Source organism: Phyllobacterium sp. A18/5-2 (assembly GCF_025452215.1).
GTDB lineage: Bacteria > Pseudomonadota > Alphaproteobacteria > Rhizobiales > Rhizobiaceae > Phyllobacterium > Phyllobacterium sophorae.
Map to the genome: position 1 here is coordinate 869,008 of NZ_CP104966.1, position 24,793 is coordinate 893,800.

Sequence of the window (24,793 nt, forward strand, 5' to 3'; positions counted from 1 at the left end):
CAAGGCATTTGCGACGCAAAATGGACGGCGTGAACGACAGCAACCAGAAGCCGGGCACCGGTGATCAGAACCGCGGCGAGCGATTGGCCTCGTTGATCCGCACGCGGATTGTGCTGCCATTGTTCCTGCTTTGCATTCTCGCACTGGGCCTGTTTATCGGCGGCTTCATTGTGTTCAGCGACCATGTCAGCACATTGGAGACACCCGATCTGGTCGAACCCGCCGACGGCATAGTCGTTCTGACCGGTGGCTACTCGCGTATCGAAGGGGCTCTCGAACTTCTCAAGAACAAGCGGGGCGAGCGGCTATTCATCAGCGGCGTCCATTCCTCCACCAACCGCAGCGAGTTGCAGCGGGTCACCGGCGGCGACGCCACTCTGTTCGAATGCTGTGTTGATATAGACCGATCCGCCATGGACACGATTGGCAATGCTGCCGAAAGCGTCAAATGGGCCAAGGCGAACCACTATGCCCGGGTCATTGTCGTTACCAACAATTATCATATTCCCCGCACGATGGTTGAACTCAAACGCGCATCGCGGGATATTGAATTCATCCCCTATCCCATCGTCAACAGCAATCTGCGGGACGGCGACTGGATCACACGCGGACTTATCGTCCGCGTCCTTCTGGTCGAATATGTCAAATATCTCGGAGCCGTGATCCGCTCGGAGCTACCCGACAGCCTGTCGGAGGCGACGGCCGCCCTGCTCCACAGAATAAAGGGCTAGTGTCTTTCGCCAGTTCACCGCGCCTCCCATTTAGTATAACGAAGGCGCAGACCAATCGATGCCATCCGGGATCCCAATGACGATCATCCGATCACTTGTTTTCAATGCCGCGTTCTATCTCAACCTGATCATCCAGATGATCATCTTCACGCCCTATTATTTTCTCAGCCCGCGCAAACAGGCGTGGAGTGTTCCGAAAAACTGGGCAAAGTCCAACCTGTGGCTGCAAAAAATCATTGTCGGTGCCGACCACCACATTGATGGGCTCGAGAATATCCCCGACGGGCCCTATATCTGCGCGGCGAAGCACCAGTCATTCTGGGATACCTATGCTTTCCTTCCCCACATTGCCGATCCGGTCTACATCCTCAAGCGTGAGTTGACGTGGATTCCGCTGTTCGGCTGGTACATCCAGAAGATGAAGATGGTGCCGATCGATCGCGGCAAGCGCTCGGCCGCCATGAAGACCGCGGTCAGGGGCGCGCGTCAGGCCGTTGCCGGGAACAGGCAGCTGATGATCTATCCCGAGGGCACGCGCACGGCTCCGGGAGCCCCGCCCCGCTACAAATATGGCGTCGCTCACATCTACGGGGAACTCGGCATTCCTGTAGTCCCGATCGCGCATAATGCCGGGCTCTATTGGCCCCGCCGCAAGTTCATGCGTTATCCCGGTGTCATTCGCTGCCGCATCCTGCCGCCGATAGAGCCCGGCCTGGACAATGATGCGTTCTTGAAAAAGCTCGAAGAAGTGACCGAAGCGGCGTGCGACGAGCTCCTGATCGAAGCTGCCAAATCGGATAACCCACCCCCCATGCCCCCGACCGCTATCGAGCGGTTGAAGGAACTTGGCGTCAAGATCTAGAACCATCGACTGCCGCGACAACTGCTTCCATCCAGTGGTCGCGAATATTCATCTTTCGCAGGTGTTCCAGCGTGTTGTGCACATAGTCCTCGTTGCGGCCTGACTGACCGACCGAACCGCGCACGGCCGTAGCGGCATCGTTCACCGAGAGCGCACCCGCATATTGCACATGGCTGCGGTCGACGATGTAGGTCAGCGCCTCGACCTTGCGCCCGTCCTCCAGCCGGATCCCCAACCTCCGTTCGAGATAGACATGCGTGACCAGCTCGCGCGCCCGCAGATAGTCGACCACCTCGTCCGCAAGTTCGCCAGGCACGCGAAACGCCATCCCAAGGCAGGATCCGCCAAGGTCCAGGCCGAGCACCAGGCCGGGCCGCTCCGGCGTTCCCCGGTGCACATAGGAGCGAACGCAAAGCGCGCGGCGATAACCAAATAATCGGGCGTGCATCGTCTCGACATGTGCAAAGCCAGGCTTCCACATCAAAGAGCCGTAGCCAAAGACCCAAAAATCGCCCATATCCGTCCTGATAGCAGTTAGAGAACTGTGAGAGCCCGTTTGAAAGATCGCTGCGGCAAGGCATGTGGCGTGGTTTTCGAGAACCGGAGCGCAACGTACTTTGAGTACGTGTGCACCGGAAGCGCAGAAAACCGCGTCAGGTGACAGCCGCAGTAGAGTTTGCAACAGGGCTCTGAAGCATCTTCCCCTGATGGATAGCGAGAGCCGGACCATGCCGTCAAGCACCCCCAAAAACACAACAAGACGCGGAAGACTTCTGAAATATGGCGGCGGCGGTATTATACTGCTCGGCGTGCTCTACAGTGGCGGCTGGTATTATCTGGCTAACGAGCTGGAAAACCGCGTCGCGACGAATATCGCGGCTTTCAAGGAAAAAGGCATAGACGCCACCTGTGAGAACGCCACGGCAAGCGGCTTTCCCTTGCGGGTCGGCCTCGACTGCACCAAGGTAGGCTGGGCGGATCCGGCCAAGAACCTGTCGGTTACCGCCGGAACTTTCCGCTCCGCGGCGCAGATCTATGACCCATTGCAGATCGTCAGCAGGATCGACGGGCCCGCTGCTATCAATGTGCCGGGCATCATGCCGCTCGATGCGAAATGGGACAATCTCACATCCAGCATTCGGCTCGACAAACCCCTTCCAAAACAAATAGAGATCGAAGGCAGCAATGTCATCGTCAATCAACGCAACGCAGCACCCGGCGATGCGCCGGTGGCCGTCGTGCAGGAAGGTGAGCTGCATTTCGCTACTCAAGACCCGCAAATGGACGTCGTCCTCTCTTTCAACAAGCTGAAAATCGCCGACAACGTCATTTACGACAGGCCGCTGCCTGAATTGACTGGCGTCGCCGATGTCCAACTCGCCAACGGCTTCGCATTGCTCGGCAAACCGGAACGGGATTTGACGGTGCTGCGCGGGCAGTCGGGCACATTGCGCAGAGTCGACGTGGCGTTTGACGATGGTAGCGGGATCGGAATCTCTGGCCCGTTTTCAATCGCTGATGACGGCCGCGTCAGCGGCGACTTCAAAGTGACGATGCGCAACCCCGAAGGCGTTGCCAAGGCACTCCAGGGCATATTCCCTGAGGCCGGCAATACGATTGCCTCGGTGCTTCAGGCGATGGCCTTCGTCCCGAAAGACGAGACAGGCGCGCCGACACTCCCCATCACGGTCAAGAAAGGAAAGATGTCGGTGGGCTTCATCAATATTGGCCGGTTGCCGGCGTTGTAGGGCGCCGCCAGTTACCTCCCCTGGCGGGAGGGGCAGGCAGCGTCACATCACTTGGAAGGATGGCTGGCTTGCTGGCGGCCGAAATCCGGAGCATCCACTTCCTGACCGGCATCGATGATGCCCCTGCGCACCGCACGCGTGCGCGTGAACAGGTCGAACAGCGCATCGCCATCACCCCAGCGGACTGAGCGCTGGAGCGACGCGAGGTCTTCTGAAAACCTCGCCAGCATTTCAAGGATCGCTTCCTTGTTGTGCAGGCAGACATCGCGCCACATGGTCGGATCCGATGCGGCCAGGCGGGTGAAATCGCGAAAACCCGAAGCTGAATATTTGATGACTTCGGAATTCGTCACTTCTTCGAGATCACTGGCCGTACCGACGATGTTGTAGGCTATGAGGTGCGGCAGGTGCGAGACGATGGCGAGAACCCGGTCATGATGCACCGGGTCCATCGTATCGAGCCGCGAACCGCAGGCTTGCCAGAACTTGGTCAGCCGGCTCAAGGCAGCGGGATCGGTTCCTTCCAATGGCGTCAGGATGCACCATCGATTGGCAAAGAGTTCGGCAAAACCCGCGTCGGGGCCGGAATATTCTGTTCCAGCGAGCGGGTGGCCCGGAATAAAATGCACGTTTGCCGGAAGTTCGGGCTGCATCTGCGCAATGACCGAGCCTTTGGTAGAGCCCACATCGGTTACGATTGCGCCCGGTTTCAGCGAACCGGCAATCTGCCGGGCAATCGCCCCGGATGAACCGACCGGCACCGAGACGATAACAAGATCCGCACTCTTTACCGCCTCGGCGCTGTCGAGCGTGTAGCTGTCACCGAGGCCCAGCTGCTGAGCCCGAGCCAGCGTACTTTCGCTGCGGGTGGAGACGACGGTATGACCGGCAAGGCCCTCGCGCTTGATGACGCGCGCCAGCGACGAACCGATGAGGCCTATGCCGATCAGTGCGATTGTATCGAAATGGATCTTGGACATGTTCTACTTCAGGAATTCGGAGAGTGCAGCGACTACGCCGCGATTGGCTTCCTCGGATCCAACGGTAAGGCGCAACGCGTTCGGAAATCCGTATCCCGTGACGCGGCGCAAAATATAGCCCTTGCTCGTGAGGTAGCTGTCGGCTTTCTCGGCGGACTTCGCCACATTGTCGGGGAAGTGAACCAGCAGGAAGTTGCCGACTGACGGCGTAACACGCAGACCAAGAGCCGTCAGCTGTTCGGTCAACCAGGGCAGCCATTTCTCATTGAAGGCAATCGCCTGATCGACATGCGCACGATCGCGGATTGCCGCAGCTCCGGCAACGATGGCTGCGGAGTTCAGATTGAACGGGCCGCGAATACGATTGACAGCATCGATGATGTGGGCGGGAGCGAACATCCAGCCGATGCGAAGCGCAGCAAGGCCATGGATCTTCGAAAAGGTCCGCGTCATGACGACGTTTTCACATGACGACACCAGCTCGACACCGGCCTCATAGTCATTGCGGCGCACATATTCCGCATAGGCGGCATCCAGCACCAGCAATACGTTTCTCGGCAGAGCGGCGTGGAGGCGGCGCACTTCTTCGAAAGGCAGATATGTGCCGGTCGGATTGTTTGGATTGGCAAGGAAAACAATCTTTGTGTGCGGTGTGATCGACCCCAGGATGGAGTCGACTTCGGCGCGCTCATTATTTTCCTTGGCGACGACTGGAGTCGCCCCGGCAGCCATGATGTAGATTTTGTACACCATGAAGCCGTGTTCGGTGTAGATGGCCTCGTCTCCCGGAGAAAGATAGGTCTGGCACAAAAGGCCTAGCAACTCGTCAGAGCCATTGCCGCACAGAATATTATCGGCATTCAGGCCATGCACATCGGCAATAGCCTTTTTCAGCGCCGTTGCCTGTCCATCCGGATAGATTTCCAGGCGCTCCGCTGCCGCCCGATAGGCTTCGATCGCGTGTTTGCTGGCGCCGATCGGCGTCTCATTGGAAGACAGCTTGTAGACCTTTGCGACACCAGGAGCATGTTCCTTGCCGGGGACATAGGGGGCTATGTCAAGCACACCGGCTTTCGGGGTTGGGCGCATGTCTTTCACTGTCGTTGTCATGATTGATCCGTAACATCGTTCGGTCGATGGTCTTTGCTGTCAAGCAACCGTGCGGACATAGCCGCCAAAGAGCCTCATGTCGAGAACAAGTTGATCCACTTGGGTTTGAGAGCCCTTGAATGTAAAGAAACCATTGACTTTGTATGCGCTGCAACCATACCTACCCGGCACCTCGCTCCAAACTGCGTAACCATGACCAGAACCAGCCGATCAACGTCCAAGAATGATCAGAAAAGCCAGGAAGCAACAAATCCCCATAGTCCTGTGGTGGAGTTTGGGGCGGACAAGCCGCTGCATCTCGATAGCGGCGTTTCGCTGTCGCCGTTCCGAATCGCCTACCAGGCCTATGGCGAGCTCAATGCTGACAAATCCAATGCCATCCTGATCTGTCATGCCCTGACCGGCGACCAGCATGTCGCCAATCTGCATCCCGTGACCGGCAAGCCCGGCTGGTGGGAAACGCTGGTCGGCCCGGGCAAGCCCGTCGATACGGACCGCTATTTTGTCATTTGTTCCAATGTGCTTGGCGGATGCCTTGGTTCGACTGGTCCCGCCTCGATCAATCCTGAGACCGGCAAGGCCTATGCGCTTGACCTTCCCGTCATCACCATCGCCGACATGGTTCGCGCCCAGGCAATGCTCGTCAGCCATTTTGGCATCGAACAGCTCTTTGCGGTTATCGGCGGCTCAATGGGCGGTATGCAGGTCCTCGAATGGGCGTCGAGCCATTCCGACAAGGTGTTTGCCGCGGTGGCCATCGCGACCGGTGCGCGTCACTCCTCGCAGAATATCGCCTTTCATGAAGTGGGCCGTCAGGCGGTCATGGCTGACCCGGAGTGGAAGGAAGGCCGCTATCTCGAACATGGCACCGTCCCGCGCAAAGGGCTCTCCGTCGCCCGCATGGCGGCACATATCACCTATCTGTCCGAGACCGCCTTGCACCGCAAGTTCGGGCGCAATCTGCAGGACCGGCAGAATGTGACCTTCGGCTTCGATGCGGATTTCCAGATCGAGAGCTATCTGCGCTATCAGGGCATGAGTTTCGTCGAGCGTTTCGATCCCAACTCCTATCTCTACATGACCCGCGCCATGGACTACTTCGATCTTGCGGCGGAGCATGAAGGCCGGCTGGCCGATGCCTTCGCCGGATCGAAGACTCGCTTCTGCATCGTCTCCTTCACCAGTGACTGGCTGTTCCCCACCAGCGAGAGCCGCACCGTCGCCCATGCGCTGAACGCGGCGGGAGCCTCCGTTTCCTTTGTCGAGATCGAGATCCGATCGCGGCCACGATGCTTTCCTGCTGGATGAGCCGGAGATGTTCTCCGCCATTAACGGGTTCATCCGGTCAGCAGCCCGTGCCAAGGGTCTTCTACCGTCATGAGCGTCAACGTCCATCCTCGCGTCGACTTTGATGTCATCGCCTCGCTGGTGGAGCCCGGCTCACGAGTGCTTGACGTTGGCTGCGGCGACGGCGAACTTCTGGAGCTTCTGCAAACCACCAAGGGTGTTGACGGCCGCGGCGTCGAGCTGTCGCAAAAAGGCGTCAACGATTCGGTCGCGCGTGGTCTGTCGGTCATTCAGGGCGACGCTGACAGTGATCTGAAATACTACCCCGATGCCGGCTTCGACTATGTGATCCTGTCGCAGACCTTGCAGGCCACCCGCAATCCGAAGAATGTTCTGACGGAGCTTCTGCGCATCGGCGAAAAGGCCATCGTCTCGTTTCCGAATTTCGGTCATTGGCGGGTACGCGCGTCGCTCGCCATCAACGGGCGTATGCCCGTGACCAAGGATCTGCCCTATAGCTGGTACGACACGCCCAACATCCACTTCTGCACGATCAATGACTTTGTCGACATGACCAAGGAAGTCGGTGCGCATGTGGAATCGGCGGTCGCGCTCAACGCCTTCGGCGGCCGCCTCGGCTTCAACATGCCTTGGGGCTTCTGGAACCTCTTCGGCCAGCAGGCGGTGTTCCTGCTCAAACGCTGAACCAGCTTCCCCGAACAGAAGAACGCACAGGAACTTTCAAAACTCGCTCAGAACCTGATGGTTCTGGCTCAAGAAACCTCGAGATCTGGCTCACGAAACGAAACCAGCGCGGGCAATTTGGTTGTGTCAACGCGAACTGGCGCTCGCCGTACCCTGCGGCGAGAGGACCGGCACAAAGACACGTCGCGACGACCGCTTGGCCACCGGCAGCCCCTGATAGATCCGCTTCTGAGCCTCGACGATCAGTACACCGGAAAACATCGGCCAAAAGCGCCGGCCCATCCGCTCCAGCAGGCCTGAGGGGCGCATCATCCAGCGGCGCGACGACGGCGGGAAGAACAAAGCCTCGGCCCAGGGACCCGGGGTGAAATTCGCCTCGCGCAAAATACGGATTAGCTGCCCCCGGCTATAAGGCCGCCCACTGCCGAATGGCGTGTGCTCGAAACGCGCCCAAAGCCCACGCCTGTTGGGAACGACGATAACCAGCCGCCCGTTCGGTGCCAGCACGCGCCACATTTCCTTCAAAGTTTCGCGCGGATCCTCGGCATGTTCCAGCGCATGGACCATCAACACTCTGTCGACAGCCGAGATCCGGCAAGGGCAAATCTTCTTCGAAAATCAACGCGGTAGCGGACGGCTCGGCCGGCGGCCAGCTTGCGGCGCCCTGCCCGGCGGGCATGAAGGCGAAGGTTCGCTCCGTATCGCCGCGAAAGCGATCGAGGTAGGGAACGGCATAGCCGAGACCCACCAGCCGTTCGCCCGGCAACTTGGGCCAGATGGACGCCAGTGCCATGGTAATGGAGCGTTCGGTCAGGTGGCCGAGTGTTGAAGCGTAGAAAGCGCGAAGATCGATGATGTCGAGATGCATGGCGGGCAACCTAACACGGCAATCAAGAACATCAAGAAATGCCTGTAACATGGGTTGCGCCCGTGTGAGGGCGGACTATCCTGCACGTAGCAAGCATGAAGAGAATGACCATGTCCAATCTGCAAATCGAACAATTTACCGCGCGGACCGACAATTTCGGCGTGCTGATCCACGATCCGGATGCCAATCTGACGGCCTCTATCGACGCACCCGAAGAGAAACCGATTCTCGATGCGCTGGGTCGCCGCGGCTGGACGCTGACGCATATCTTTACCACGCACCACCATATGGATCATGTCGAGGCAAATGCCGCGCTGAAGAAACGATTCGGCGTCGAGATTATCGGACCTGAGGACGAGAAAGCCCAAATACCGGGCATCGATCGCGCTGTCGGCCACGGCGAGCGGTTTAAATTCGGCAATTTCGATGTGGATGTCATCTCCACGCCGGGCCATACCGCTGGTGAAATCTCGTTTCATATACCCGCAGCCAAGATCGCCTTTACGGGTGACACCCTGTTTTCGCTTGGTTGCGGCCGCTTGTTCGAAGGAACTCCGGCCATGATGTTCAAGTCGCTGCAGCGGCTGGTCGCATTGCCGGGTGAGACGGAGATCTATTGCGGCCATGAATATAGCGAGAGCAATGCCAGGTTTGCGCTGACGATCGATCCGGAAAACTCGGCGCTCAAGGAACGCGCCAGACAAATCACGGCGTTGCGTGAAGCCGGCCTGCCGACCTTGCCGACGACGCTGCTGCGTGAAATGGCAACCAATCCGTTTCTTCGCTGGTATGACCCCTCGATCCGCAAGAACTTGAACATGGAGAAGGCCAGTGATGAAGCCGTCTTCGCCGAGATCCGCAAGCGCAAGGACAACTTCTGATGACGTTGACACCAGACGAAATATGCCAGCATCTCGGGCTTGCGCCGCATCCCGAAGGCGGCTCCTACGTACAGACGTTCCGGGACAATGAAAGCGGCTGGCCGGTCGGCGGGCGCGGCCACTCCACCGCGATCTATTTTCTTCTCGAAAAGGGCGAAGTGTCGGCCTGGCACCGGGTAAAGGATGCGGCGGAGGTCTGGCACTGGTATGGCGGGGCACCCCTGCTCCTGACCATCGCGTCCGAAGGCTCTCCGCACGTGACGCACAGGCTAGGTCTCGATCTTGCAGCCGGAGAGCGCCCGCAAGCCATTGTTCCAGCTGGGCAATGGCAGACAGCGACGAGTCTTGGCGATTGGACACTTGTCGGTTGCACTGTTGCACCCGGCTTTGATTTCGCTCAGTTCGAGCTGGCAGAGCCCGGTTGGGAACCCTAACGCCGTTTGAGCAGCATATCCTTGGCGGCCAGAACCGCGCCAAGTGTGATCAGCAGGCAGGCAAGCAAGACGCGTGTCGTCGGTTCGGTCACGCCGGCGATGATCAGTACAAGCGTCGACAATAGCGGTGCCGCATAGCTCGAAGCACCCAAGACCTGAATATTGCCGCGCTTGACACCGTAGTCCCAGACATAGAACGCGGCGCCGACCGGAAAGAGACCCAGGCCCAGCACGGCGAGCCATTGGATGATCCCTTCAGGCCAGACAGTCTGCTCCAGCAGCAGATGCGAAATCAGCGATAGTGCCGATGTCGCCACACAGAACCCCGTAACCGCGTCGGTTGGGACGTTGGCGAAGCGTCGGGACAGTAGCGAATAGGCTGCCCAGGTCAGCGCACACAGCCCTGCCATCGCGTAACCGAAACTGTACTGGGGATCGAAGCCAACACCACCGCCCTTGGTGATGATCAACACCGTGCCGGACAGCCCCAGCAGCGTGCCTACAATGTGGAACCAGCGCAGCTTTTCGCCCGGCATCAGCGCCGATCCGACCACGATGAACAGCGGCCAGAGGTAGGCGATCAGGCTGGCGTCAACTGCGGGGGCGTTGCGCAGCGCCGTGAAATAGAGGAAATGATACCCGAAGAGCCCGACGACACCGAGCAGCCAGACCCTGGCCGGCTGGCGCAGGTGCCGCGCGGCACCCGGTCGCCAGAGCCACGAAACCAATCCGAGGCTCGCGCCAATGGCAAAGGTCATGGCTGTCAGCTGAAATGGTGGAACCTTGCCAGACACATCGGTGAAAAGCGCGAGCATCGCCCACATGATGATCGCAAGAAACCCGATAAATGTAGCCACACCGCCCCCAACGCTTTGGCCGCCCCAGCCGCTTATCTAGTCTTCTCGAAACGTGTCGCGTAGACGGTCACCGTCCCGATCTGCGTGCCGATCTTCGCCTGCACGGGCGAATAGATAGCGGACTTGCCGAGCGATGCAAAGGTGAGACTGATCTTGCTGGAGTTTTTAAGGTATTCAATGGCTTTTCGACCCGACTGATAGCCGGCGATGGGCACGAATTTGGCCGTACAGGTGATGGCGTTGCCCTTGAAACCTTTGGTAGAGAAGGGCCGCGCTCCCCCAGCGGGAGAAAGTTTCAGATCGACGCGAGTCTGACCGTCGTAGAGGTGCAGTGTCTGCGCACAAACCTGCTCAGGACTGGTAGCCGAAACCATCACCCCAGAAATCGGATCGGCAACCGATTGAAGATCGGCAGGCGATAGCTCCACCCAGTTCTTCTTCTTGTTGATGGGTGGAACATTGGTCGTATTGGTCACATTCCCATTGGCAAAGGTAATTGATGTGCTCTTGTCGCGCTTCCCATGCCTGTACTTGACCACATAGGAAATCGGTACCGGGCCGCTTTTGGCCAACTGACCTGTCACATCGAGCTTGCCTTTGGTGTCGTCGAACAGACTGGCAAGCCCCGAACTCGAAAGATCCCCGGTGACTTTGTAGGCCCCATCATCCGAGACATTGGTCGAGAAATTCGCTCTGGCGATCGACAGGCCAAACAGCGAAACACGATAGTCCGTCTGATAGGATTGAGCAGCCTGAGCTGGTGCGGCAGTCATCATGGCGACCATGGCCAAGGGAACTGTCCAAACTGTTCGACTGGCATAATGCCGGTTGGCTCTCATTTTCTGTCAATCCCGTCCAATGCTGCGCCTGTCCTAAGGCTTCGACTGTATAAAGCAGGCAAAGTTGTGATAAACATAGGAAAGCCGCCGCTATTACGCAAAAGCCGTGCCAAACTTCATATAAGCGCACTTGACGCGCGCAGCTCATATCACTATAGAAACGCGACTTCCCAATAGGCCGCCTGTCCGATAAGCGCGCCGCTGCACGGCGACGTGTGATGGTAACGAGAAACATTCGGGCTATAGGTAATGAAATTTGAAGGTGAGACCCAATGTCCCGCACATGTGAATTGACCGCTAAATCGGTACAGTACGGTAACAATGTGAGCCACGCGAACAACAGAACGCGCCGCCGCTTTTTGCCGAACCTCTGCCACGTAACGCTGATCTCCGAAGCCCTCGGTCAGAGCTTCCGTCTGCGCGTATCGGCTCATGCCCTGCGTAGCGTGGAGCATCGCGGTGGTCTGGATGCGTTCCTTGTCAAGGCTGACGAAAAGGAACTGTCACAGCGCGCTCGCCTCCTGAAGCGGCAGATTGCCAAGAAGCTTCTCGAAGCACCGGTTGCTGCTTAAATAGCGGGTACGCGGTTCATTTGTGGTTAAGGCCAGCTTCGGCTGGCCTTATTGCTGTCGTCATCGCCGCTGCTGGTTCCATTACCCAGGATAAAAAAATGCCGCTCAAAAGCGCTTATTCTCCGTCGGATTTTGTCCTTCCAGTGCTCGCCATGTGCGGGGTCGTCGCTGCGTCGAATGTCCTGGTTCAGTACCCTTTCAATCACTTCGGATTGGGAGATATACTCACCTATGGCGCCTTCACTTATCCCATAGCGTTTCTGGTCAATGACTTAGCCAATCGCAGTTATGGACCCGCCTTCGCGCGCAAGGTCGTCTATGTCGGTTTTACAATCGCCGTCATCCTGTCGATCTGGCTGGCGACACCCCGCATTGCGATTGCCTCCGGGACGGCATTTCTGACAGCTCAGCTTCTCGATATCACTGTCTTCAACAAATTGCGGCAGCTGACGTGGTGGAAGGCGCCGTTCGCCTCGGCCATTTTCGGATCGCTTCTCGATACGCTGCTGTTTTTCTCGATTGCCTTTGCCGCGAACTTCGCCTGGATCGATGCGGCAACTGGTCAGGCGGACTCATCGCTCGCCATGCTCGTACCGTTCTTCGGTAAGGAGATACCGTTGTGGATGTCGCTCGGCTTTGGCGACCTGATGGTCAAGATGGTGATGGCAATCGTGATGCTTGTGCCCTACGGCGCCATCCTCGCTATCTTCGCTCCGGCGATCTACTCAGCCAACCGGAATTCGAGATAAAGATTACGCTGGACGATCGAATGGTTGTCGTCTGACACCATCGAGAGGCGGGTGCTCCCATCTTCGGCCTGCCACACATCCAGCCCTTCCATATTGTCGATCTGATCGCGCATATCCGCTTGCAGGATGAATGGCCCGTCCACCGTAGCTCCGGGCCGGATATCCTCCGCCGCAATACGGCGAATGCGCAATGTCACGCCGCTGGCGATGCTGAACCGCCGCTCCAGCAGCAGCAAGTCACCGCTGGGAAGAAAGTCACCGTCGCTGATATCAAAATCATCGAGCCGCCTGACGTAGAAAATTCCTTTCCGCGGTCCCTCAAGCACTGCCGCGAACATATCGCCCGACTCGTTGATACTCTTCTCGGTTACCGCAACGCGAGCACCCAACAGCGAACCAGCGGCTGGCGCATAGGCAATGGTTTCAATGCCGCGATTGTTGCGCAGTTCGTCCTTCGGCATCGGCAGCGGAAGGTCGCGTGGCTTTGACGCAAAGTTTTCGAGGTCGAGCGCAAACTCGGCGATGCGGTGGATCCGTTCGAACGACACCGTAACGGTCCTGCCCGAAACACTCATGCCCTCTGCGTCCGAATTCCACTTGCCCTCGACCGGCATTCCCTCTTCGCTCTGGATCGGCGCCAGTCGAAAATCACCAATCGACGCGGGTCTGCCTTTTTCGTCGCGCAACATCTTGCCCGCATACCAGAGACCGGTGTCGGTAATACCGAGAAATTCTTTCCCCAGAATCCAGATAGCGAAATGCGGAAAGGCCGCCGAATTCGCGGTTGGTAGAGGTCATTTCCAAGCCGCCCACAAACTCAAGGGACCCGAAATGCGTTTCTGATGATCCAATACGGAAATTTGAGATAGGCCGGGAGGTGATGACTGCGGGCACAACCCCACTATCCTCAGCCATGGCAGGTGCGGCCAGGAAAAATTGAACTGCAAATAGTACGAGAACGCGCCTGGATAGCAGCGCGATACGATTCATGTTATCGCCGCGCCGACTTTTTTGCAGTCTGTCGCTCCGGCTCTTCGAACAACGAGGCCAGCTGCTCGGTCATGGCGCCCGCAAGCTCTTCGGCATCGACAATCGTCACCGCACGGCGATAGTAGCGAGTCACGTCGTGCCCGATGCCGATAGCAATCAGTTCTACCGGCGAGCGTGTTTCAATCTCTTCGATCACCGCACGCAAATGCCGTTCGAGATAATTGCCAGGATTGACTGACAGGGTAGAGTCGTCAACTGGCGCACCATCGGAGATCATCATCAGAGATCCGTCGCTGCTCTGGGCGTCCAAGCAGGCGCTGGTGTGCCCAAATCAGTGCCTCACCGTCGATATTCTCTTTCAGAAGGCCCTCGCGCATCATCAGGCCGAGATTGCGACGGGCGCGCCGCCAAGGGGCATCGGCGCGCTTGTAGACGATATGGCGCAAATCGTTGAGGCGCCCGGGATTGGCTTGCTTGCCGCGCTCCAGCCATGCCTCGCGCGCTTGCCCTCCCTTCCACGCTTTCGTGGTGAAGCCAAGAATTTCCACCTTCACGCCGCAACGCTCTAGCGTGCGTGCCAGAATGTCGGCGCATGTGGCCGCCACCGTAATCGGGCGACCGCGCATCGAGCCGGAATTGTCGATGAGAAGAGTCACGACCGTATCGCGGAAATCGGTATCGCGTTCCTGCTTGTAGGAAAGCGGCTGCGTCGGGTCGATCACGATGCGCACCAGACGGGCAGAATCGAGATACCCCTCCTCAAGATCGAAATCCCACGAGCGGTTCTGTTGCGCCATCAAGCGGCGCTGCAGCCTGTTTGCCAGCCGGCCGACGACACCGGAAAGATTGGCAAGCTGTTTATCGAGGAAAGAGCGCAGGCGTTCCAGTTCGGCCGCGTCGCAGAGTTCTTCCGCATCGGTCGTCTCGTCAAACTCCTGGGTGAAAATCTTGTATCCGCTTTCACTGCCAAGATTGGAGAACGGCGGATTGGGGCGGCGCGCCTCACCCGGTATTTCCGCATCAGCGTCCGAATCCTCATCCATATCATCGGAAGATGCATCTGCAGCTTCCGTCTCGCCGGCCTGACTGTCATCGCTGGATGTATCGGAATCATCGCTCTCCGACGAGATCGCTGCCCTGATCCTCTTCCGACCCGCCTTCGTTGTTCTCTTCGGGCTCCGGCGCGTCCTCGTTATCCTGGCTCTCGTCCTGTTCGCTCTCCTGGGAGAGCTCCTCTGCCATCTCCATCGAAGCCAGCATTTCGCGTACGACCCGGGCAAAGGCATTCTGATCGTTAATTTTTGACGTCAAATGATCGAGATCGGCCGCAGCTTTTTCCTCGATCCAGTCGCGCCAGAGATCAAGCACATTGCCAGCCGATTCGGGCGCTTTGCGTCCGGTCAGTTTTTCGCGAACCAGCAGCGCCACCGCTTCTTCGAGCGGAGCTTCAGCCTTGTCCGTAATTGCCGGGAAATTCGCGCGGGCGTATTTGTCCGCCAGCATCGAGGTCAGGTTCTCGGCAACGCCATCCATGCGCAGAGCCCCGATCGCCTCAACACGTGCCTGTTCTACGGCATCGAAGATCGCCCGCGCCTGTTTGCCTTCGGGTGCCAACGTGGCATGAATGCGATCATTATGGCATGCCTTGCGCAGCGCCATTGAATCGCCCATGCCGCGGGTAATCGCGATGTCATTGGCCGAGGGGCGCTTCGGCAAATCGAGAAGCCTTGCACGGTGCCCGGTCAGCGCAGGCTTATCGTTGCCGAAACTGACTTCCATCTCATGGTCGCCCGCGATCGCGCGCATGCACGCAGTAACGGCACGCTTGAAAGGCTCAGAATCAACCGGACCTTTCGGATTTGCACGTGAGTTATCTCCCGGACCAGCCATTTTTTGGTGATGCTCAGCTTATGACGACGTTGGCCGTTGATTCAGGCAGTTCCTTGCCAAAGGCGCGCTGATAAAATTCGGCAACGATCGGGCGTTCCAGTTCATCGCACTTGTTGAGGAAGGTCAAACGGAAGGCAAAACCGACATCCTTGAAGATATCGGCATTTTCCGCCCAGGTGATAACCGTACGAGGGCTCATGACTGTCGACAAATCACCATTGATGAAAGCGGAGCGCGTCATGTCGGCAACGCGGACCATCTTGGAGATGATTTCCTTGCCTTCCTTGTTCTGGTAATGCTTGGCCTTTGCCGCAACGATAGCCGCCTCATTGTCGTGCGGCAGGTAGTTGAGCGTCGTCACGATGGACCAGCGGTCCATCTGCGCCTGGTTAATCTGTTGTGTCCCATGGTAAAGACCCGTCGTATCTCCGAGGCCCACGGTGTTGGCCGTTGCAAATAGGCGGAAGGCCGGGTGCGGCCGAATAACGCGGCTCTGGTCGAGCAACGTCAGACGACCAGATGATTCGAGAACGCGCTGGATCACGAACATTACGTCCGGACGGCCCGCGTCATATTCGTCGAAAACCAGGGCGACGTTGTGCTGATAGGCCCAGGGCAGGATACCATCGCGGAATTCCGTGATCTGCATGCCTTCCTTGACGACGATCGCATCTTTGCCGACCAGATCGATACGGCTGACATGACTGTCGAGATTGACCCGAACGCAGGGCCAATTGAGACGTGCCGCGACTTGTTCGATGTGGGTTGATTTGCCTGTGCCGTGATAACCGGAAACCATGACGCGGCGGTTGTAGGCAAAGCCCGCAAGAATGGCGAGCGTCGTCTGTTTGTCGAACAAATAGTCAGTATCGATTTCGGGTACGTAGGCGTCGCCTGCCTTATAGGCAGGAACCATCATGTCGGATTCAAACCCGAAAAGCTTTGAAACTGAAACCGTTGTATCCGGCAAATTCGCAATATCGCGATCAACCTTGTTCATCATGCCTCCAGCGCGACTGCACGCGCAGACGCATAAAGATAGTCACAGTCTTGAAACCCGGAAGGGTCTCGAATTCGGCTCAACCGTGGTTAGCAGAAACCTGCCTGTTTGAGCAATTGATAGGCCTGGATTACGTCACGGAAACGATCCTCGGAAGCCCGATCACCGCCGTTTGCGTCGGGGTGGTGGCGCTTCACCAGTTCTTTATAGCGCGACTTGATATCTTCGCCACTGGCTTTTGCACCAAGTCCAAGCGTATCCAGCGCTTTTGCTTCCAGGGGCTTGGGCTTGCGGACATGCACCCTCGCTTCGTTGAAGACGCTGTTGGGATCTCGGAACCGGTTCTGGTAGGCAGCGCGGCCCGAGCGCAGTTTCGAAAAATCAGGCGATGTCCTGGATCCGCCAGCGGTTGCAGCTTGCGCACTGGCGCCGGCACCGCTTCCCGGCAAGCCGGCGATCGTCCAGGTCGGGCGGTCGCCCGTCAACGCCTCTTTTTGATAGCGTGCCACCTCGGCGTCGGAAAGGCCCGAGAAATAATTGTAGCCCTTGTTGTACTCACGCACATGATCGATGCAGAAGTGAAAAAACTCGCCTTCCTTCATGCGGCCCACAGGTGCACGATGCGGGCCGGGCTTGTCGCACCCATCCCACTGGCACACCGGAGTGCGCGATTTTTCCTCTTCCGCCTTCTTGGGCCGGATGCGGATGCTGTCAAAATATTTCGAATTTGAGGTCATCGAGTCAAGTTATCTGATCTAAGCATGAATTGACATTTACCCATGGATCGACCTAACGCCTGAAATGGCGGTAAATTTGTGATCATGTACGGATTTGCCAAGTGAAACTACCATATGGGCGCAGGAGAACGAAATGTCCACTCAGTCAGCGATCGAAAACAAACTGACGCAGGCTTTTCATCCCGTTTCTTTGGCAGTCATCAATGAAAGCCACCTCCACGCTGGTCACCATCATTCTGACAGCGATCATCATGGCACATTTGATGGTTCAGGCGAAACGCATTTTCGCGTGCGGATTGTCGCGGCGGCTTTTGCCGGCATGTCGCGTGTTGCGCGACACCGCGCCATCAACGAAGTTCTGCAGGACGAACTGAAGGGCAGCGTGCACGCGCTGGCGCTGGAACCCGCTGCACCGGGCGAGGAAACACGGCGCTGAAGAATGTTCCGGTCTGAGACCGAACTCAGGTCAACTTTGCCTTGTCTTCGTCCTCGATCGGTCGAATGCGCAAACGCGTAATGCGATTTTTTTCCCGCCGCAGGATCGTGAAGCGCTTACCGTGAAAGGTAAACGCCTGCTTCTCCTTGGGAATGCTCTGCGTTTCGTGGATGACAAGTCCGGCTATGGTCGTTGCCTCGGCGTCAGGCAGATGCCAGTCGAGGGCACGGTTAAGATCGCGGATCGGCACGGAGCCATCCACTAGAACCGAGCCATCCGGCTGCGGGCGGCAGCCTTGCACGTCGATATCATGCTCATCGGCGATTTCACCGACGATCTCCTCCAGGATGTCTTCGAGTGTGATCAGGCCCTGCACATCGCCATACTCATCAACAACGATTGCGATATGCGCCTTGCGCCGCAGAAACGCATTGAGCTGATCCTGAAGCGTTGTCGTGTCAGGCACGAACCATGGCTTCGTTGCCACTTTCATGATGTTGATCTTGGAGAAATCCCGGTCCGCATCACGGATCGCCCGCACGAGATCCTTGGCATGCACAACCCCGACAATATTGTCATTGGCGTCCTTCCAAACCGGGATCCGGGTGTGATGGCTCGCCAGGATCTGGTTGATGATGGTTTCGATCGGATCATCGGCATTGACCGAATCCATATTGGTCCGATGGATCATGACGTCATAGACCTCAAGCTCGCGCAGATCGAGCAGCCCGCCGATCTGGTCGCGATCACGCTTAACCACAGAGCCCTCCTTGTGCAGCAGGTCTACTGCACCGCGCAACTCTTCTTGCGCCGAGAGCATGGAAGCGCCCGCAGCGAGGTTGATACCAAACAAGCCCAGAATCTTCCGGACAATCCAGTTGACGAAATCGGAAAGAGGACCGAACAGAATGACGACAATCTGAGCAAACCTAACAAGTGCGAGTGCATTGCGGTCGGGGCCGGAGATGGCCCAGGATTTGGGTAGGACTTCTGCAAAAATAACGAGAAGGACAGTCATGATCGCGGTTGCGTAGGCAACACCGGCCTGACCGAACAGGGTAAGCAGCATGCTTGTCGTGAGCGACGATGCCAGGATGTTGATGAGGTTGTTGCCGATCAACATGACGCCGATCAGTCGATCGCGCTTTTCGATCAGGGCCTCCACCACGGCGGCCCGTTCGTCGCCGCGCTTTGCCAGGCGGTGCATTCGAGCCCGCGATACAGCGGTCAGAGCGGTTTCAGACCCCGAGAACAGGGCAGACATCAGGATCAAAACGAATATAATTCCGCAAAAGATCCAGATTTCCAGGTTCATTTTGGATGTTTCTCCAGCAGGAAGCTCAATACGGCTGATGGCGGTACGTCTTTTGCAATAAAGGACTGACCGATGCCGCGCGTGAGAATAAAAGTTAGCGCCCCGCGCGCTACCTTCTTGTCCTGTGCAATATAGTCCATCAATTGTTCTGCGGGTGGCAAATCGCCGGGAATGTCAGCAATTGATACCGGAAGCCCCACACCACGCAGATGTGTTTCGACGCGGCGTGCGTCATCAGGACTCGCCAGGTTCATCTTGGCGGAAAACTGGTGAGCGAGAACCATGCCTATCGAGACGCCTTCGCCATGCACGAGCCGCGTGGAATCATAATTCGTGGCGGTTTCCAAGGCATGACCGAAAGTGTGGCCAAGATTGAGCAGCGCGCGATCTCCCGTCTCGCGCTCATCTCTTGCCACTACGTCCGCCTTGGACTGGCATGATATCGCGATTGCCTCGGTCCGCTCCGGGCCGCCAGCAAAGATCCCGCGCCAGTTTTTTTCCAGCCATGCAAAGAAATCCGGCCTGTCGATCAGGCCATATTTGGCAACTTCAGCATAACCCGCCCGGAATTCACGCGGGGAAAGCGTATCCAGAACATCCGTATCGGCCAGAACCAGGAGTGGCTGATAGAATACGCCAACGAGATTCTTGCCATGTCCGGTGTTAATCCCGGTCTTGCCGCCAACGGAAGAATCGACCTGCGCCAATAGTGACGTTGGCATCTGAATGAACCCCATGCCACGGCGGGCAATCCCCGCCGCAAAACCGGCCAGGTCACCAACGACACCGCCACCGAATGCGACCACGATATCGCCACGCTCAAGCCGTGCAGCAAGGATTGCATTGGTCACGGTTTCCAGTGTCGCAAACCCTTTGGATTTCTCGCCGGGCGCGACAAGGATCGGGGTGGAGTCGATGCCGGCAGCGTCAAGGCTTTGGGTGAGGCGATCAAGATGCAATCCGGCAACCGTCTCATCGCTGACTATGGCGACGCGCACGGAGTTGGCTCGTCTGGCAATCTCGTGCCCGGCCCGCTCGATCAGGCCTGATCCGATGAGGATGTCATAGGAACGGTCGCCGAGCTTGACCGGAACGGTGGTGGTTGCGCGCGGGGCAGTCATCTCGGTCATGAACCGGTTTCCTCATTGGTCATGGCAATGCCATCCAGGTGATTGGCAATAGCCTGCATTGCTTCCAAGGCAATGATTTCTTTCTTCTCTTCGCGAGAATTTATCGTCAGATCGGCAAGGGCATAGACAGGATAGCGCTCAGACATAAGCCGTTCCATCACACCCCGCGGATTGTCATTTTTTAACAGCGGTCTGTTTTGTTTCCGGACAACGCGCCCCATCAGCACATCAAGCTCTGCCTTTAGCCAAAGCGAGATACCTTCCGAGGCAATGGCCTGGCGCGTCTGATCGTTCATGTAGGCGCCCCCGCCGGTGGCCAGCACAATCGGTCCATCCTCCAGCATGCGCGCGATGACACGGCGCTCCAGATCGCGAAACTCTGCCTCGCCATAGGCTTCGAAGAGTTCCGGAATGGTCATGGTCGACACTTTTTCGATCTCATGATCAGCATCGAAAAATGGCAATTCAACCATCGTCGCGAGCTTTTTGCCAACCGTGGATTTGCCCGCTCCCATCAATCCGACGAGCACGATCGACCTATGTCCAAGACGCTCACGAATGGATTTTGCCAACTCCGGTATCTGTGTTGCAACAACGATGTCTTCAGGTGTGCTCATGACTGCGTTTCGACAGGAAAACCGTGCTGTCGTCAAGCAAACTATAGCGTTAGACACGGTCTCGCCAGCTTCATCAAATCATAAGGGTTTTGATTGCAGGATTATGGAACCTACAATGAAGGCCGCCAAACGATTCTGAATAGCAAATGCCGACGCTTACACGATTGATCATAATGCTCGCGGTTCTCGCCGGGCTTGTCTATGCGGGAATGATTGTGCTGGTGACATTCGTGCATCCGACACAGACGGAAATGACCATTCGTATTCCAGCAGAAAAGCTTAATCCCAAACCCGATAAGCCGAAGTAAGCCGATGCGCGCAGCCGCTGCTATTGAGACTTTCCTTGAGATGATGAGTGCAGAACGGGGAGCGGCACAGAACACGTTGGATTCCTATCGCCGCGATCTCGAAGATGCCGCTGCCTTCAGTGCCGCGAGGGGTCTGCAACTGACCCAGGCGCACCCCACTCTCATCCGCTCCTATCTCGACGATATCGCCGGCCGTGGCTTTGCCGCGACATCACAGGCTCGGCGCCTTTCGGCATTGCGTCAGTTCTTTCGTTTTCTTTATACGGAGAATATCCGTGCCGATGATCCCACCAGTACTCTGGACACACCTAAAAAAGATCGCTCTCTGCCCAAAATTCTCAGTGAAGCCGATGTGGAGAAACTGCTCTCGCGTGCCGAATTAGAGACCAAGGATGCGAATTCGTCCAGTGCAATGCATTTTAACGCCCTTCGACTGCATGCGCTTCTTGAAATTCTCTATGCAACGGGCCTTCGCGTCTCCGAACTCGTGGGCTTGCCGGTTACGGTAGCAAGATCAGATAATCGGTTCCTGATTGTGCGCGGTAAGGGTTCGAAAGATCGCATGGTTCCGCTTTCGGGAAAGGCGCGGGATAGCATGGCGATATATCTGGCGGTGCGGGACAGGCAGCCCAACCTGTCGGAAAGTCCCTGGCTGTTCCCGGCCCTATCGGAAAGCGGCTTCCTGGCGCGACAGGTGTTTGCACGGGAACTGAAGGGTTTGGCTGCGCGGGCTGGATTGAAAACATCTGCAATTTCTCCTCATGTCCTTCGCCATGCCTTTGCCAGCCACCTGCTGCAGAACGGTGCCGACTTGCGTGCCGTACAGCAATTGCTTGGTCATTCCGATATATCGACAACACAGATCTACACTCACGTCATGGAAGAACGGCTACATAGGCTTGTAACGGAGCACCACCCTCTGGCAGACTAGGGTCAGGACCCTGAAGCTTCTGGCGGAATGTCCATGTGGCAACTGTTGAAAAAGATATTTTCCGGACCTGAGCCACCGCCTGTTGAACCCGACGGCGAAGTAATCCGTTTTGACGCCGCCGGATTTACCCGTTCCAGCCACCTGATACGGACCATGGGCTGGCGGCAGCACTGGCGCTGGGAGGAAATCACCGCGTTTGGTTTTGCCTTTTCGCCGTCAATGTTCCCGGATCCTTGGTTTGGAGACTATATGGAAAGTCAGTGGTTCATTACGGTAGCAGGCCAAAACGGACCGGAGCATATCTATTTCGACATTGACTGCCTTGATATCAATCGCCTGCCGGACGCCTTCCTCCAGCAGATGCCAGGGCTTGATCTTGATGAATTGCGGCGCGGGCTTGATGCAGCGGCAGTGGGTTTCCACAATTATGAAGGCGAAGGAAGATGGATCGGCTGGCAACGTACGAAACCGAAAAGGCGACGGCGCGTGGCCAAGATACCAGCGCCTGCAAAAACAGCAAAACGCGCGAGCAGAGCCAAATAGCCACCACACGTTCGCCGGAATTCCCCGCATAAGTTGCGCGGCCAAGGCGCCATCTCGGCTTGCTTCCTTGACATGCGCTTCGGCAACAGCCAGTTAGACCATGAAAAATCCACCGTTTTGCAGGCAGACACCTCGTCCATGTACAACTACCTTGATTTTGAAAAGCCGGTTGCCGATCTCGATGGCAAGATTCTCGAACTGAAAAAGCTCGCGGAAGAAGGCGACGCACTCGATACCAATGAAGAGATCGTCCGGCTGGAAAAAAGGTCTGCCGAAGCGCTGCGGGATCTTTACCGCAAGCTCACTCCCTGGCAGAAGGCCCAGATCGCCCGCCATCCAGACCGCCCGCATTGCGTGGACTACATCTCCAAGCTCTTTACTGACTTCACCCCGCTTGCCGGCGATCGCAATTATGCCGACGATGATGCAGTCCAGGCAGGGCTTGCCCGCTTTAATGGCCAAGCTGTTGCGGTGATCGGTCAGGAAAAAGGCAACGACACGAAGACCCGCCTCAAGCACAATTTTGGAATGGCCATGCCCGAAGGCTACCGCAAAGCCGTGCGCGTGATGGAACTCGCAGACCGTTTCAAACTGCCGGTGTTGACCCTTGTCGATACGGCAGGCGCGTTTCCCGGGATCGCTGCCGAGGAACGCGGCCAGGCCGAAGCCATTGCTCGTTCGACGGCGGCGTGCCTTAGTCTGAAAGTACCGATCGTATCTGTCATCATCGGTGAAGGTGGCTCGGGTGGCGCTATCGCCATCGCTACCGCCAATCGCGTTTATATGCTTGAGCATTCGATCTATTCTGTAATCTCTCCGGAAGGTGCTGCATCTATCCTTTGGCACGATTCCACCCGCGCCAAGGATGCCGCCACATCGATGCGCATCACCGCTCAGGATCTATACGAGCTAAAAATCATCGATGGCATCATTCCCGAACCCGTAGGCGGCGCCCATCGGGGCAAGGAAGCTGCAATCGAGGCGACCGGCAACATTATAAACGTTGCCCTCAAATCCATGGGCAACATGGACGGTGACACATTGCGACAGGACCGGCGCGACAAATATCTGGCGATCGGCCGCAATCTTTGATCCGATCATTAGGCCCGGCAAAGTCCGGGCCTTTGCTTCATATGACACCAGCCGCAGCAAAGTGGCCGTACCAACAGATAAGCCACCGAAGAATCCACAGGCCAATCATCGCGTGGAAAATAGTTGCGGTTTTTTTACCGAAGCAGCTTGCAATTCAGTTCTCAACCCATTACGAACCGCGCTGCGCAGACTAACGCGCAATTGTGGCACGCGCCCGTAGCTCAGCTGGATAGAGCACCAGACTACAGAATCTGGGGGTCAGAGGTTCAGAATCCTTTCGGGCGCGCCATTTACTTCGCCCAGCCCAAGCCTGAAACACCGGATAGTGCTTGGGGCTCCTGCAAGGCAATCCACTCACATTACAATACCACAACATCGGACCAACCGGCGTTTTTTGCATCTCCGCACCCAAGCCACGAGCAAGGCTTGGCCAGCAGGCGCTGGAATGTTAAGAAGAACGCAATGCGGTTCACCTGGGCAGGGCAAATATGAATAATGAGAAGATCACACGTCGGGGACTCATGCTGGGTGGCCTGGCACTGATAACGTCCGGTTGCACGCCAGCCGTCCGCCAGACTTTCGCGCCTATTTCATCTGCCTTTGCTGTGCCATCAGGCATGGACCCTCGTCTGAGGCGGCAGGAAGTCCCCTATGAGGGAAGCGAGCCGCCTGGGACCCTCGTCGTCAATACATCAGAGCGTTTCCTCTATTCGGTTGAGGGAAACGGATGGGCGACACGCTATGGCATTGCCGTCGGCGAGGAGGGACTAACGCTCAAGGGGAGAGCAACGATCGGCCGCAAAGAAGAATGGCCCTCGTGGAGGCCCACAGCAAGTATGATGAAGCGCAAGCCGCGCCTTCTGCAGTACGCAAACGGTGTTCCCGGCGGTCCAGACAACCCGCTTGGTGCGCGGGGACTTTACCTCTACCGCGACGGGCGTGACACCTTGTTCCGGCTACATGGTACAAATGAGCCCTGGTTGATTGGCCAAGCAGTGTCGAACGGGTGCATCCGTTTGACGAACGAGGACATCGTTGATCTCTATAACCGCACCCCTTTGGGAACGCCGGTGGTGATCATCTGACATTTTCGCGTCACGCCATCATCTGCTCGCAGCGCGGTGAGAGCCGCCGCGCCGCGCCGTCCGTGGGGTGAATCGCCGGGCTGTTGCAAACCGGAC

The 24,793-nt window shown here is 57.3% G+C and carries 25 protein-coding genes, 1 tRNA gene and 3 pseudogenes; 16 read left to right on the forward strand and 13 right to left on the reverse strand.

Annotated elements, in window-relative coordinates; translation table 11 throughout:
- Window positions 1-20: 20 nt before the first annotated feature.
- Window positions 21-731 carry a YdcF family protein gene (locus N8E89_RS04305; protein ID WP_262261229.1) on the forward strand — a complete coding sequence of 237 codons (711 nt, stop codon included), beginning with the start codon at window positions 21-23 and terminating at the stop codon, window positions 729-731.
- 76 nt (window positions 732-807) lie between these two features.
- Window positions 808-1,593, forward strand: a complete 786-nt coding sequence (locus N8E89_RS04310; RefSeq protein ID WP_262261231.1) for a lysophospholipid acyltransferase family protein — start codon at window positions 808-810, stop codon at window positions 1,591-1,593.
- On the opposite strand, the gene N8E89_RS04315 is transcribed toward N8E89_RS04310, so the two are convergent.
- Window positions 1,583-2,110, reverse strand: a complete 528-nt coding sequence (locus N8E89_RS04315; RefSeq protein ID WP_113172206.1) for a gamma-glutamylcyclotransferase — start codon at window positions 2,108-2,110, stop codon at window positions 1,583-1,585. The genes N8E89_RS04310 and N8E89_RS04315 overlap by 11 nt on opposite strands.
- A 211-nt stretch (window positions 2,111-2,321) precedes the next feature.
- On the opposite strand from N8E89_RS04315, the gene N8E89_RS04320 reads away from it, so the two are divergent.
- Window positions 2,322-3,341, forward strand: a complete 1,020-nt coding sequence (locus N8E89_RS04320) for a DUF2125 domain-containing protein (RefSeq protein ID WP_162707287.1) — start codon at window positions 2,322-2,324, stop codon at window positions 3,339-3,341.
- A gap of 47 nt (window positions 3,342-3,388) precedes the next feature.
- On the opposite strand, the gene N8E89_RS04325 is transcribed toward N8E89_RS04320, so the two are convergent.
- Both N8E89_RS04325 and hisC read right to left on the reverse strand, forming a co-directional pair.
- Window positions 3,389-4,321, reverse strand: a complete 933-nt coding sequence (locus N8E89_RS04325; protein ID WP_262261232.1) for a prephenate/arogenate dehydrogenase family protein — start codon at window positions 4,319-4,321, stop codon at window positions 3,389-3,391.
- 3 nt (window positions 4,322-4,324) lie between these two features.
- Entirely contained in the window at window positions 4,325-5,431 is a 1,107-nt protein-coding gene (gene hisC, locus N8E89_RS04330) for a histidinol-phosphate transaminase (RefSeq protein WP_262261233.1), read from the reverse strand.
- Between the two features lie 192 nt (window positions 5,432-5,623).
- Here hisC and N8E89_RS04335 point away from each other — a divergent pair.
- A pseudogene (locus N8E89_RS04335) lies at window positions 5,624-6,812 on the forward strand (homoserine O-acetyltransferase).
- Window positions 6,809-7,423: a methionine biosynthesis protein MetW gene (gene metW, locus N8E89_RS04340; protein ID WP_106666942.1), complete on the forward strand. Its 615-nt coding sequence runs from the start codon at window positions 6,809-6,811 to the stop codon at window positions 7,421-7,423. Before N8E89_RS04335 ends, metW begins: the two are co-directional and overlap by 4 nt.
- A gap of 126 nt (window positions 7,424-7,549) precedes the next feature.
- Here the strand turns inward: metW and N8E89_RS04345 are convergent.
- A pseudogene (locus N8E89_RS04345) lies at window positions 7,550-8,291 on the reverse strand (class I SAM-dependent methyltransferase).
- A gap of 95 nt (window positions 8,292-8,386) precedes the next feature.
- Between N8E89_RS04345 and gloB the strand changes: the two are divergent.
- Both gloB and N8E89_RS04355 read left to right on the forward strand, forming a co-directional pair.
- Window positions 8,387-9,172: a hydroxyacylglutathione hydrolase gene (gene gloB, locus N8E89_RS04350; protein ID WP_410010336.1), complete on the forward strand. Its 786-nt coding sequence runs from the start codon at window positions 8,387-8,389 to the stop codon at window positions 9,170-9,172.
- Window positions 9,172-9,606 carry a cupin domain-containing protein gene (locus tag N8E89_RS04355; RefSeq protein ID WP_262261234.1) on the forward strand — a complete coding sequence of 145 codons (435 nt, stop codon included), beginning with the start codon at window positions 9,172-9,174 and terminating at the stop codon, window positions 9,604-9,606. Before gloB ends, N8E89_RS04355 begins: the two co-directional genes overlap by 1 nt.
- Here the strand turns inward: N8E89_RS04355 and N8E89_RS04360 are convergent.
- Together N8E89_RS04360 and N8E89_RS04365 are read right to left on the reverse strand one after the other, a co-directional pair.
- Window positions 9,603-10,430 carry an aromatic amino acid exporter YddG gene (locus tag N8E89_RS04360; RefSeq protein ID WP_245449012.1) on the reverse strand — a complete coding sequence of 276 codons (828 nt, stop codon included), beginning with the start codon at window positions 10,428-10,430 and terminating at the stop codon, window positions 9,603-9,605. The two genes, N8E89_RS04355 and N8E89_RS04360, sit on opposite strands and share 4 nt — an antisense overlap.
- A gap of 65 nt (window positions 10,431-10,495) precedes the next feature.
- Window positions 10,496-11,302 (reverse strand): DUF3108 domain-containing protein, encoded by an 807-nt coding sequence (locus N8E89_RS04365; protein ID WP_262261235.1) that lies wholly within the window; start codon window positions 11,300-11,302, stop codon window positions 10,496-10,498.
- Window positions 11,303-11,574: 272 nt separating this feature from the next.
- On the opposite strand from N8E89_RS04365, the gene rpmB reads away from it, so the two are divergent.
- On the forward strand, window positions 11,575-11,874 hold the full coding sequence (gene rpmB, locus N8E89_RS04370; RefSeq protein ID WP_099997886.1) for a 50S ribosomal protein L28: 300 nt from the start codon (window positions 11,575-11,577) through the stop codon (window positions 11,872-11,874).
- A gap of 98 nt (window positions 11,875-11,972) precedes the next feature.
- Window positions 11,973-12,623, forward strand: a complete 651-nt coding sequence (locus tag N8E89_RS04375) for a VUT family protein (protein ID WP_106666946.1) — start codon at window positions 11,973-11,975, stop codon at window positions 12,621-12,623.
- On the opposite strand, the gene N8E89_RS04380 is transcribed toward N8E89_RS04375, so the two are convergent.
- From N8E89_RS04380 to N8E89_RS04395, 4 genes and pseudogenes are all read right to left on the reverse strand, one after another.
- On the reverse strand, window positions 12,596-13,312 hold the full coding sequence (locus N8E89_RS04380) for an esterase-like activity of phytase family protein (RefSeq protein WP_262261237.1): 717 nt from the start codon (window positions 13,310-13,312) through the stop codon (window positions 12,596-12,598). The two genes, N8E89_RS04375 and N8E89_RS04380, sit on opposite strands and share 28 nt — an antisense overlap.
- Before the next feature lie 302 nt (window positions 13,313-13,614).
- Window positions 13,615-15,503, reverse strand: a pseudogene (gene cobT / locus N8E89_RS04385) (cobaltochelatase subunit CobT).
- A 13-nt stretch (window positions 15,504-15,516) separates the two neighbouring features.
- Window positions 15,517-16,503, reverse strand: coding sequence for a cobaltochelatase subunit CobS (gene cobS / locus N8E89_RS04390; protein WP_112760895.1), 987 nt, complete (start codon window positions 16,501-16,503; stop codon window positions 15,517-15,519).
- Window positions 16,504-16,592: 89 nt separating this feature from the next.
- Window positions 16,593-17,240 carry a J domain-containing protein gene (locus tag N8E89_RS04395; RefSeq protein WP_106666950.1) on the reverse strand — a complete coding sequence of 216 codons (648 nt, stop codon included), beginning with the start codon at window positions 17,238-17,240 and terminating at the stop codon, window positions 16,593-16,595.
- Between the two features lie 133 nt (window positions 17,241-17,373).
- Here N8E89_RS04395 and N8E89_RS04400 point away from each other — a divergent pair, with 133 nt between their 5' ends.
- Complete coding sequence (locus N8E89_RS04400; RefSeq protein ID WP_113172214.1) at window positions 17,374-17,676, forward strand: BolA family protein; 303 nt, start codon at window positions 17,374-17,376, stop codon at window positions 17,674-17,676.
- A 25-nt stretch (window positions 17,677-17,701) separates the two neighbouring features.
- Here the strand turns inward: N8E89_RS04400 and N8E89_RS04405 are convergent, their stop codons facing one another.
- The 3 genes from N8E89_RS04405 to N8E89_RS04415 are packed head-to-tail and all read right to left on the reverse strand — an operon-like array spanning window position 17,702 to window position 20,738.
- Complete coding sequence (locus tag N8E89_RS04405; RefSeq protein ID WP_113172215.1) at window positions 17,702-18,991, reverse strand: HlyC/CorC family transporter; 1,290 nt, start codon at window positions 18,989-18,991, stop codon at window positions 17,702-17,704.
- Window positions 18,988-20,121: a 3-dehydroquinate synthase gene (gene aroB, locus N8E89_RS04410; RefSeq protein WP_410010337.1), complete on the reverse strand. Its 1,134-nt coding sequence runs from the start codon at window positions 20,119-20,121 to the stop codon at window positions 18,988-18,990. The genes N8E89_RS04405 and aroB overlap by 4 nt, the downstream gene beginning before the upstream one ends.
- A complete protein-coding gene (locus tag N8E89_RS04415; RefSeq protein ID WP_106666953.1) occupies window positions 20,118-20,738 on the reverse strand; it encodes a shikimate kinase in 621 nt (206 codons plus the stop codon). Before N8E89_RS04415 ends, aroB begins: the two co-directional genes overlap by 4 nt.
- A gap of 146 nt (window positions 20,739-20,884) precedes the next feature.
- Here N8E89_RS04415 and N8E89_RS04420 point away from each other — a divergent pair, with 146 nt between their 5' ends.
- From N8E89_RS04420 to N8E89_RS04445, 6 genes are all read left to right on the forward strand, one after another.
- Window positions 20,885-21,046, forward strand: a complete 162-nt coding sequence (locus tag N8E89_RS04420; RefSeq protein WP_106666954.1) for a histidine kinase — start codon at window positions 20,885-20,887, stop codon at window positions 21,044-21,046.
- A 4-nt stretch (window positions 21,047-21,050) separates the two neighbouring features.
- The gene (xerD, locus tag N8E89_RS04425) at window positions 21,051-21,977 is read left to right on the forward strand and encodes a site-specific tyrosine recombinase XerD (protein ID WP_106666955.1); all 927 of its coding nucleotides are present in this window, start codon (window positions 21,051-21,053) and stop codon (window positions 21,975-21,977) included.
- A 33-nt stretch (window positions 21,978-22,010) separates the two neighbouring features.
- Entirely contained in the window at window positions 22,011-22,520 is a 510-nt protein-coding gene (locus tag N8E89_RS04430; RefSeq protein ID WP_106666956.1) for a hypothetical protein, read from the forward strand.
- A 138-nt stretch (window positions 22,521-22,658) separates the two neighbouring features.
- A complete protein-coding gene (locus tag N8E89_RS04435) occupies window positions 22,659-23,612 on the forward strand; it encodes an acetyl-CoA carboxylase carboxyltransferase subunit alpha (protein WP_106667048.1) in 954 nt (317 codons plus the stop codon).
- Between the two features lie 210 nt (window positions 23,613-23,822).
- Window positions 23,823-23,901, forward strand: a tRNA-Cys gene (locus tag N8E89_RS04440).
- A 199-nt stretch (window positions 23,902-24,100) separates the two neighbouring features.
- Window positions 24,101-24,697 carry a L,D-transpeptidase gene (locus tag N8E89_RS04445; RefSeq protein ID WP_262261238.1) on the forward strand — a complete coding sequence of 199 codons (597 nt, stop codon included), beginning with the start codon at window positions 24,101-24,103 and terminating at the stop codon, window positions 24,695-24,697.
- Window positions 24,698-24,793 lie beyond the last annotated feature (96 nt).